The sequence below is a fragment of the Dyadobacter sp. 3J3 genome (assembly GCF_009801115.1).
Lineage (GTDB): Bacteria > Bacteroidota > Bacteroidia > Cytophagales > Spirosomataceae > Dyadobacter.
This window is the reverse complement of sequence record NZ_VTOL01000006.1, coordinates 449,554-459,016: the sequence shown is the minus strand read 5'-3', so window position 1 is coordinate 459,016 and position 9,463 is coordinate 449,554. Positions and strand designations below refer to the sequence as shown.

Below are 9,463 nucleotides of genomic sequence, written 5' to 3'. Positions count from 1 at the left end.
CCTTGGTAAGATTCATGATTATTTCTGTTATATATTTGAATGTGAGATACTTAAATATACAAAGAATGTAGAATCTTACCAATTTTAAACTCTATTTTTCCTGCCAATTATTAATCGAACTCAGGTTAATAACCTCCGCTTTATGATCATTTTGGGTGCTGTCTGAGCTATGTGATGACATACTTTCAAGAATATGTTCTATTTTTCTTTTTAAATCTTTGGTGTAATGATAGAGCTCATCCTTCTTGTCATCCATATAATCTGTTCCATCCTCACGAATCTTTCTGCGTGTGCGGGACCCTTTTTCTGGGGCAAATAATATACCAACGGCAAGGCCAAGAGAGGCAGCCGCAATTATACCGAACAAAGCTTTTTCAATTTTCATAATAAGTAAATAGTATTTAAACCGTCTTTTTCTAATTGAAGACCTGACTTATAAAGGTAGGTTTTGCCATAGTGGCCATTCTTACATATGAGATATTAAAACTTACATAAATCACAGGTTTTTGTAAAAAATTTATTTCAGATCAATCTGAAAATTCAACATTTAGCGCGTTTACAAGCTTAGCCTTTTTTCAATCCAACCTTTCGTTATGCCTTTCGGCCTTCAAAATTTTCCAGGATCTGCCCTTATAAAACCATTGGCCTGCTACCAGGCGACCCAATAATTACATCACCTATTTTTTCCGACACTTTTAAAAAAAGTAGCATATCGTTTATTTTTGGATCGTCAATGTCAGGTTCGTTAAGTGTTCCCACCTGGCGTATCAGCTCTGCAAATCCACTTGGAGATGCGACTGTTAAAGCTCTGGCGTTTGTCGCGCCCGAAGCAGCCACCACATGTTGAGCACCTCTTGGTATGAAAACGCTGTCACCAGGTTTTAGAACTAATGTCCGATTTTCAAGGTAAACCGTTAATTCTCCTTCCAAAACATAAATGGCTTCGGAATACTTAGTATGTAAGTGCAGCGGCGTTTCTACGCAGGCTGGTACTATTCCATCGATCAGGTCATATTTACCATCTGTTTCAATTTCGTCGACAACGATGGTTAAATTTGTTCCGAACAACCAAAATTTCTTCTTCATCTTTTTTATCTGTTTAATTCAATTCGAATTTTACCGACACAACTTTATATTGGCATTATGGTTTTCTCGCCTTTTTTCAGAAGGATCAACCGTTCACTAATTCCCAAAACAGAAAAAGCCTCAGAAAGGACATCACCGTTTTCTGTGTAATGGGACCAGCCTTCATGATGCAATGGAATTATTCGCGCCAAAGGAAATGCAAAGGCGGTGTCGATTGCATCATTACTGCTCATTGTAACATTAAATGGCCCTCTTGGCCTGGCTGCACCGGCAAAAATGAATACATATCCAGGCTTGAATCGCTCAGCAACCAGTTTTATACCCTCATAAAACACGGTATCTCCTGTGATATAAATTTCATAAGAAATTTCTCCGATAACCTGGATTAAAAAACCGATAACCTCACCCGTTATATGTTCGCTACCGGCTGGCCCGTGCCGCGCCGGCGTAGCAATAATGGTAATTAGACTTCCGTCAGGAGCGGGAATATCAATATGTTCCCAGGGAGCTAAACCAAGGGTGTTGTTCATTAACCTTTGTGCTCCACTTTTAGTAGTTATTGTATTACCAACCTTCAAAAGTAATTCCCTTCCTAACTTATCCAGGTTATCCGGATGTTGATCATGACTTAATAGAACCAGATCAATTTTGCCTATGTCATCTATCGCAGGCCCATCCAGTTTCGTTTCGGTAGTGTCATCACTAATTTTAAATGCTGCCCCTTTCGGATCCAGTGTGGGGTCAGTAATTATCCTAAGCCCTCCCAGTTCCAGGATTACCGTTGGGCCACCCAGGTAAGTAGCGGTTGGATTTTGTCCTGTTGTATTCATATTCATTTCCAAAATTTAAATGGTTGTTATCTTTTTATTCAAAATCAATCCCTTCCTATCCCTCACAGGCAATATTAGTGCACTTAAATCATTACAATCATTTGATATTAAAAAAGAATAATTTCATAAAGGAACATTTTTGTATAGCGGTTTTAGTTTTGGACAAATAGAACTGAATACATTCCTACTTTGTTTATTAGACAGTCATCTGAACAAAAAATCAATGTTAATTAAACAACTGAAAACATTACTGTCATGGAAAAGCCAAGCGATAAACCGGACTTAATTTTAAACGAAAACTTTCCTTTTAGAGGCGATGAGTGTGGTGATTGGCTATGGGACCGTGTTTTGGAAGAAGCCGAGGAAAGGGAAAAACAAAAGGCCGCTGCACTACAAGCTAAAAACCTTGCTACAAAAACAGAAAGTAAATAACAGGCATAGTAAACCCAAAATCTTCCTTATTAAAGTCCTTTATAAACAAGGTACGTAAAGGTATTGCCATCAACGAGACTCGCACCCCATTTTTGATCGTGAGAAGCGGTAGGTTTGGCATCCATGACTTCTTTTAATGTTTTACCTTGCTTTTTTAACTTTCCAATTCTTTCGCATAATACAACAAGCATCTCATGAAATTGAACGAGTTCCACTTTCGATCCGATTGAACCATGGCCGGGGATTACTATTGTTTCGCTGGTCGTTCTATCAATATTACGTTTTGCGGCGTCAATCATTCCATAAATACTACCACCGGTTGTATAATCAACAAAGGGATAATAATTATTACAGAAGGTATCCGCAACATGAAGAATATCAGATTCCGGAAAATATATTGAAACGTCGCTATCCGTATGTGCTGGCACATATTTTTCAATTTCTATCTGCTCGCCATAAAAATCATGTTTATGTTTTTCTTTAAAAACAATGGAAGGCAATGCTTCTGCCGGGGCAGGAGAAAACGTGTAATCCAGATCGTCAACCCTGATTGTTTCCATTAAATGCTTTTTCGTATTTTCATGCGCGATAATTATTGCGCCTTCTTTCTGAACCCACTCATTTCCCCCTGAGTGATCGAAATGCCAGTGGCTATTGATGAGGTATTCGATTGGCGCTGTGCTGATAGAATCCAGTGCAACGAGCATATTTTTTCTTGATACACCAATGCCCGCATCAACCATCAACTTCCCTCCTTCCTTGTTCAATACTGCGACATTGCCCCCAGATCCCTCGAGTACGCTTATGTTACCACGAAGATTTGTTACATTAATTTTTGCTGTCGAGGCGGCGCGGGTTAGTGTTACAACCAAACTTTCATTTTGTGAAATTGCTAATTCCGGTTTCATCAAAAAACCAGATGCTGCCAAAGCCCCTAAGTATAAAAATTCTCGTCGGTTAATACTAACATTTCTATAATTGCTCATAACACAGTATTATTATAAGGTATAAAAGATTAATGATTCCTTTGCCAGAATGACAACCCTAATCAGTATTAATACTTAAAGTATTGAGCCACTATTTAACATACTGAAAGTGAGATTATTATATATTGAGCGTTCTTTTCTCCATAGTGTTATTTCACGATTTTACTCTTGGAAGTCGAAATAACAATAATAACAGAGTACGCCTCATAAATCTGCAGTACGATAGCCACTGTCACTTGTCATGGGCATACGGGTGACCTAAGTTGTGGTGCCATTTCGTACCCGGAATATTAAATAGTCAAATATCGATAATAAAGGCCTTCAATTTATTTTATATTAAACTAATATTCAGCAACTTACCATATGGTTAGATTTTTGAATTACAAGAGAAAGAAACATTCAAACATATCAAAGTATAAATATGAAAGATATGACATTAAAAGAAACGGTTAGTCTTTTGCTAACACCTGGCAAAGGCCTGCTAGCCATGGACGAAAGTATAGCAACCTGCAATAGACGGTTTGCGGTGCTAAACATACCGCAGACGGTAGAGTACCGCCGAAAATACAGGGAGCTGATCGTCACAACACCCTGCCTGGAAAACAGTATCAGCGGCGCCATACTTGCGGATGAAACCATTACCCAAAGCACACCGGATGGTGAATTTTTTACTGAAATTTTATACCAAAAAGGTATTATTCCTGGAATTAAAGTTGATCAGGGTGCTATTGATATGATCGGGTTTCCAGATGAAAAAATAACCGAAGGCCTCGATGGGATAAATGAAAGACTGGAAGACTATTACGAAAAGGGTGCCCGCTTTGCCAAATGGCGTGCTGTTATTACAATTGGACAAAACCTTCCGACAAAAACCTGCATAGCCTCAAACGCTTTTATATTATCAAGATATGCAGCAGCATGTCAAAAGGCCGGCATAGTTCCCATTGTTGAACCAGAGGTTCTTATGGACGGAAATCATTCCATGCAAAAATGTGAGCAGATTACTATCGAAACTTTGCACACCCTTTTCGATAAATTGTATGAGCATAATGTTGATTTTTCAAATTTGATCCTTAAACCTAATATGGTTCTTCCAGGCCTGAATGCCCCCATACAGGATTCTTTGGAAGCAGTGGCAGAAGCAACAATAAACTGTTTATTGCAAACCGTCCCGGCAACTGTACCGGGAATATCTTTTTTATCGGGCGGACAATCGCCTGACCTCGCTTCACAAAGATTAAATCTTATGCATATCAAATCCGGGAATAAAATACCCTGGAAGCTCACGTTCTCATTTTCCAGAGCAATACAACAACCTGCGCTTGAAGCTTGGAATGGGATGGATGAAAACCTTAAAACTGCGCAGGATCTTTTGGTATATTATGCAGCACAAAATAGTAGAGCTGTTTGCGGTAAGTATTGACGGTATAAATATTCCAATAACTATCTATTGGGTTCACCACCTTTAATCATCAACAAGCTGACAGCAAAACACATCCGGAATATATTCACTCCGGATGTGTTTAAATAATAACAAAGGCTTTTATAATCCCGAGCTATGTGTATATTAAATTAACGTATCTAAACATACGTAATAATTTAATCTGTCATTATTTTACTACAGGCTTCATGGATGCCGTCATAATCACTCCGGCTACAACGTCAGGATGTGACATAAATGAAACGTGACTGCTGCCTTTCACTTCTGTAACGACGCTACCTGCACGTTTGGCCATGTTTCTCAGAATGTCCGGATTTATACTTTTATCCTCCGTTGGGATAACGGCATAACTCGGCTTGTCCCGCCATGCTGCTTCCGTGACAGGAGTGCCAAATGATGCGCCAATAAATGATCCCTGCGATGCGTACATAAAATCAGCTTCTGCTTTGCTCAAATCAGCGGCAAAGCCAGCATGAAATTTATCTTTGTCATAGTAGCTATAACCTTTTGCATCAGGTGCCATTAGCCCACTCTCTGGCGAGGCCGGCAAACTTGTTGCCAGGGTTATCGTATTTTCTCCCTTATCAGGCATAAAACCAGAAACGTAAACTAACCCAACAACCTTCGGATGGACCCCTGCCTGGGTAATAACTGTACCCGCCCATGAATGACCAACCAAAATTGTCGATCCATCTTGTTTGTCCAAAGCAAGATTGGTTGCGTCCACATCGGCTTGGAGTGTACTGCATGGATTTTGAACAACCGTGACGTTATACCCTTTTTTATAAAGAATATCAAAAACTTTCCTCCACCCCGACCCATCTGCGAATGCCCCATGTACGATCACAACATTTTTTACAGGCTGATTCTGAGCCTGAATTTTGCCAAAAAATAATGTGCAAAAAAGAATTGCATTAGCAATTAACCTATAATTTACTTTACATTTTAAAAATTCAGTTTTCATATGATGTTCAATTTAAAAGTATATATTCAAAATATTAAGAAAACAATTCAATACAATACACATCTGTAATTCAGATAAACATGTCATTACATTTAAAAAATGGCATAAAAAACCGGTGGTCCTTACTTGAAGTTGGATCTTTATTTTTTGCTGCTTCCAAACTTATCCAGGTTCAAAATGGCCGTTGAATTTCTCATGTATTTCAAAAATAGTTTAGCATAAACCCTTACACACCCCCAACTTAAATCAAGAATCAGGGAAACGCAGACGGCTTGCGATCGGAGATCAGTTTAATCGTTGCCAAACGCTCGGCGTTATTTTTATGGATAATGTCACCTTTATTGTTTTTTGCAAGGTATTCAGTGAAAACATAGCCATTTTCTTCACCTGATATTTTTACTGTCTCAATGGTCAGAATGCCATCATTTATATTTCCTCCGAACCAATACGGATTAGGCTTTTGACCCCAGGTCACAAGTTTGAAAATCTGGCCAGGCACGAGCGATTTTATCTTATTTGCTCCGAAATTTCCCCCGATTGAATTACCATAAAGTATCGTACTCGTATTTTTTCTTTTGTTAAAACCAGACATAATCACCTGCAAATTCTCTTTTTCAAAAATAGTTTGAGGCGCTAGTTTTAACTTGGAAGATTCTGTACATCCCCAAATTGTAAAACACGACAAAAAAGACATATAAATTCTCGTTCTCATAATAGCGATCATTTGATTACTAAATCGGTTTTTTGCGTGGGTACATCAAAAACAAAACCATTGTTGGTGACCAGCCTGTGGCAATCTATACAAGCAGTCGCAAACGAAACATGATCACCATAGGGTTTGAGATCCAAGCCACTAAACCTTGCAAAACCCCAGCCTTCTGTCTGGCTAAACTTTTTATGGTCTTTTACCATGACCTGAATATTATTAAAATTTCCAGGACTGACATTTCCATCTTTGTCCTCAGGTTGCACATTCCATACAACTTTAACAATAATAGCTCCGTCCGGCCAGGGATTAATTCTATTTGCCCGTATTGCATCCACTGTTATATCATTCCCGTAAACCAGCCTCATGGTGCCATTGTCAATGCGATTAGTACTGGCAATAACCTTCCAGTTTTTGTAATCTTCAAAATAGCTGATACCATTTATTGATGTCGGAACCATGTTGTGATTTATTTTTTTTCTTTCCTGAAACGACACCTTCGCAACTTTGATTTTCATGGTGTCTCCCGGCGAATGGTTACGGGTGGAAAGCCCGGTCACATAACTTTTCAGTATCAGCAGTTCCTTCTCGGTAACTTTGGCTTTTGGATGAAGCAATGCATATTTTGGCAGCGGCATCTTTCCTGCCTCAATCATATTGACCATATACCACAACTTCACTTCCTGATCCGCAGGAGCAATAGTATCCCAGGTGGAAAAATTATACCGTTTTCTTGCTTCATGAATGTCTGCTGAAACCATATAAGAAAACGGCGCAATCTTATCGAACCATTGAAGCTTGGTTTCATTCGAATGACAATCGTAACAGGCTCGTTCAAAAATACGCTTTACTTCCATTGGACCTTTGAACTCACCGGTAGCAATCGGGTCAGATATCGTGGGAGCACTAAACTGCATCAGACTGTAAACAACAAACCAGCTGCTAATTAAAATCACTGCAATTTTTTTTATCTGATTTTGGCTAAAAAATTTCATATCACTCAGTATTTTCGTGAATACAATGACTTGGAAAAAAACTCTTATCAAAGTGTAATTACTAAACGAATGTAAGATCATTAAAATAGAATGCCAACTAGCAACTAACTCATTATTAGATCACTACACAAATTTCAAAGAATTAAAAATAGCGGGATTTCATTTTTTATTATATCAAAGTTTATATTCCGCTAGCTGCCGGCAAATTATAAACTGATCTCTTCCATAATAAAACCGAAGATACCCTTGCGCTCTGTTACACTAAAAATTGTTTTACTTTTCGAAAATCAGACTTTGGATTCAGGATTTGCAGCGGTAACAATCTATTCTACTGGTACAAACTTACCAATGACAATAAGGTATAAGGTTTGAGCAAAAAGGTAAGTAATGATTAACGTAGATAATACCAATAATATACCTGCAATTCCCTGATGAATTAAATCCGGCTGATGCTCAGCGTAATGAAATGCTGCAATAGTGATTGCAACAAGTGGAAAGCTGACAGACCACCAGGAAACCTGAAAGGGACATGTTTTAGGGATCAAAAATATTTTACTTCCCAATAATAAAAGTAAAAAAATATTAAAATAAAAGAATACACTTGCAGCAATATCCTGTGTACCAGTAAGTCTTTCGTAACATGAAAATGCCAGAGACAGCGGCCCGGTCAAAATAAGCAATGTTGGTTGAATGGATATCGGTATAGGTTTTTGAAACAAGATTCTGGAAAAAACAACTGGAAGTAAGATAAATGTGAAAACCAATCCAATTCCAAAAAACAACAAACATATTTCACGTATTCCATCGTTCTGTAAGTTCAAACCGACAATAGGAACATCAAGTGTCCCGACAACAGGAAGTACCCATATAGGTAAAGCATCTTCGGGTTTCTGCTGGTTGTCAATCCATTTCCGAAGGACATACCACGCAAATAAAAACATCAGAATTGTTCCCAAAGTCCATACTCCCGTAGCTAACTGACGGAAATAAGGGAGTAAAATTCCCGGCATCAGAAGCAGTGACACAATAAAAGTTGCAAAAAAACATACGGATACGCTATTTGAAAACTCCTTTTTTACTGCCGACGGATAAGTTACAATTTTAGCAACATAGGCGCATGTGAGCGCAATGAAACATCCTATGGCCAGAAAGCCAATTAATTCAGCAGTCAAATAACCAAGACCCCACATTTTTTGCGCAAGTCTCCATGAAAAGCACAAGCCACATAATCCCATTACAGCGCCAAAAATACTGATTGGCAAAAACTCAATAAAAGTTTGTGGTTTGTCAACATTCAGATTCATGAAACATGCGTTTTAGGATTATTAAATTTACTCTAACGATTCAAATAAAGTATAACCTTTGAGGCCTAGTGCAACCTCCTATCTTCTTCCTTGATTTCCAAATCGTTAATACTGGCAAATCTTCTTTGCATTAATCCATTTTCATTAAACTCCCAATTTTCATTGCCATATGCCCGAAACCATCGCATATCCGAATCGTGGTATTCATATTCGAACCGAACGGCAATTCTATTCCCGGTAAAGGCCCAAAGTTCCTTTTTTAATTTGTAACGAAGTTCTCTCTGCCATTTATCAGCTAAGAACTTAATCACATTTTCCCGCCCATTAATAAATACAGAACGATTTCTCCATTCTGTATCAAGGGTATAAGCAGAAGCGACTCTTTCCGGATCCCGGCTATTCCATGCATCTTCTGCCAGCTGAACTTTTTCAATTGCAGAATCGAGATCAAATGGAGGTAATGGCTTTAAAATTTCCATATCTGTCTAATTTTTAATGGAATCATGATACAAATGCAGTGCCAACCATTATCTATTTGACTATCAATTTATTACAAATACAACTTTGCACAAATTTTAGCGATATATCGATTTTTAGCGATACAGCATTTAGATATCAATAGCTGCGAGCTACCACACGGAATTTACTTTTCAGTTAAATCTTCAAAATCCTGCTAAGGCGTAAAATGTGCCACATCAAGTTTAATGAAACTATGGTGT

Annotated in this window: 11 protein-coding genes; 2 read left to right on the top strand and 9 right to left on the bottom strand. The window is 38.2% G+C overall.

Annotated features, from left to right (window positions below; all coding sequences use genetic code 11):
- Window positions 1–91: 91 nt before the first annotated feature.
- The 3 genes from FZF08_RS15880 to FZF08_RS15870 form a co-directional block, all read right to left on the bottom strand.
- Window positions 92–385 (bottom strand): YtxH domain-containing protein, encoded by a 294-nt coding sequence (locus FZF08_RS15880; RefSeq protein WP_159470414.1) that lies wholly within the window; start codon window positions 383–385, stop codon window positions 92–94.
- Between the two features lie 245 nt (window positions 386–630).
- Window positions 631–1,086: a cupin domain-containing protein gene (locus tag FZF08_RS15875; protein WP_159470413.1), complete on the bottom strand. Its 456-nt coding sequence runs from the start codon at window positions 1,084–1,086 to the stop codon at window positions 631–633.
- A gap of 44 nt (window positions 1,087–1,130) precedes the next feature.
- Entirely contained in the window at window positions 1,131–1,922 is a 792-nt protein-coding gene (locus tag FZF08_RS15870) for an MBL fold metallo-hydrolase (RefSeq protein WP_200837104.1), read from the bottom strand.
- A gap of 249 nt (window positions 1,923–2,171) precedes the next feature.
- On the opposite strand from FZF08_RS15870, the gene FZF08_RS15865 reads away from it, so the two are divergent.
- A complete protein-coding gene (locus tag FZF08_RS15865) occupies window positions 2,172–2,348 on the top strand; it encodes a hypothetical protein (protein WP_159470412.1) in 177 nt (58 codons plus the stop codon).
- Window positions 2,349–2,377: 29 nt separating this feature from the next.
- Here FZF08_RS15865 and FZF08_RS15860 read toward each other — a convergent pair whose 3' ends face one another.
- Complete coding sequence (locus FZF08_RS15860; protein WP_159470411.1) at window positions 2,378–3,334, bottom strand: MBL fold metallo-hydrolase; 957 nt, start codon at window positions 3,332–3,334, stop codon at window positions 2,378–2,380.
- Between the two features lie 430 nt (window positions 3,335–3,764).
- Here FZF08_RS15860 and FZF08_RS15855 point away from each other — a divergent pair, with 430 nt between their 5' ends.
- On the top strand, window positions 3,765–4,757 hold the full coding sequence (locus FZF08_RS15855) for a class I fructose-bisphosphate aldolase (RefSeq protein ID WP_229216557.1): 993 nt from the start codon (window positions 3,765–3,767) through the stop codon (window positions 4,755–4,757).
- Between the two features lie 187 nt (window positions 4,758–4,944).
- Here the strand turns inward: FZF08_RS15855 and FZF08_RS15850 are convergent, their stop codons facing one another.
- The 5 genes from FZF08_RS15850 to FZF08_RS15830 all read right to left on the bottom strand — a co-directional run bounded on the left by FZF08_RS15850 (window position 4,945) and on the right by FZF08_RS15830 (window position 9,223).
- Entirely contained in the window at window positions 4,945–5,739 is a 795-nt protein-coding gene (locus FZF08_RS15850) for an alpha/beta hydrolase (protein ID WP_159470409.1), read from the bottom strand.
- Between the two features lie 253 nt (window positions 5,740–5,992).
- Window positions 5,993–6,451 carry a hypothetical protein gene (locus FZF08_RS15845; protein ID WP_159470408.1) on the bottom strand — a complete coding sequence of 153 codons (459 nt, stop codon included), beginning with the start codon at window positions 6,449–6,451 and terminating at the stop codon, window positions 5,993–5,995.
- A gap of 8 nt (window positions 6,452–6,459) precedes the next feature.
- Window positions 6,460–7,440: a heme-binding domain-containing protein gene (locus FZF08_RS15840; protein ID WP_159470406.1), complete on the bottom strand. Its 981-nt coding sequence runs from the start codon at window positions 7,438–7,440 to the stop codon at window positions 6,460–6,462.
- A gap of 323 nt (window positions 7,441–7,763) precedes the next feature.
- A complete protein-coding gene (locus FZF08_RS15835; protein ID WP_159470404.1) occupies window positions 7,764–8,744 on the bottom strand; it encodes an SLAC1 anion channel family protein in 981 nt (326 codons plus the stop codon).
- 65 nt (window positions 8,745–8,809) lie between these two features.
- Window positions 8,810–9,223, bottom strand: a complete 414-nt coding sequence (locus tag FZF08_RS15830) for a nuclear transport factor 2 family protein (protein ID WP_159470402.1) — start codon at window positions 9,221–9,223, stop codon at window positions 8,810–8,812.
- Window positions 9,224–9,463: the final 240 nt, after the last annotated feature.

Bases quoted from the DNA above. Each gene is read 5' to 3' on its own strand.
- FZF08_RS15865 (WP_159470412.1), top strand. From the start codon at position 2,172: ATGGAAAAGCCAAGCGATAAACCGGACTTAATTTTAAACGAAAACTTT.
- FZF08_RS15860 (WP_159470411.1), bottom strand. From the start codon at position 3,334: ATGAGCAATTATAGAAATGTTAGTATTAACCGACGAGAATTTTTATAC.
- FZF08_RS15835 (WP_159470404.1), bottom strand. From the start codon at position 8,744: ATGAATCTGAATGTTGACAAACCACAAACTTTTATTGAGTTTTTGCCA.
- FZF08_RS15875 (WP_159470413.1), bottom strand. From the start codon at position 1,086: ATGAAGAAGAAATTTTGGTTGTTCGGAACAAATTTAACCATCGTTGTC.
- FZF08_RS15830 (WP_159470402.1), bottom strand. From the start codon at position 9,223: ATGGAAATTTTAAAGCCATTACCTCCATTTGATCTCGATTCTGCAATT.
- FZF08_RS15850 (WP_159470409.1), bottom strand. From the start codon at position 5,739: ATGAAAACTGAATTTTTAAAATGTAAAGTAAATTATAGGTTAATTGCT.
- FZF08_RS15870 (WP_200837104.1), bottom strand. From the start codon at position 1,922: ATGAATATGAATACAACAGGACAAAATCCAACCGCTACTTACCTGGGT.
- FZF08_RS15880 (WP_159470414.1), bottom strand. From the start codon at position 385: ATGAAAATTGAAAAAGCTTTGTTCGGTATAATTGCGGCTGCCTCTCTT.
- FZF08_RS15845 (WP_159470408.1), bottom strand. From the start codon at position 6,451: ATGAGAACGAGAATTTATATGTCTTTTTTGTCGTGTTTTACAATTTGG.
- FZF08_RS15855 (WP_229216557.1), top strand. From the start codon at position 3,765: ATGACATTAAAAGAAACGGTTAGTCTTTTGCTAACACCTGGCAAAGGC.
- FZF08_RS15840 (WP_159470406.1), bottom strand. From the start codon at position 7,440: ATGAAATTTTTTAGCCAAAATCAGATAAAAAAAATTGCAGTGATTTTA.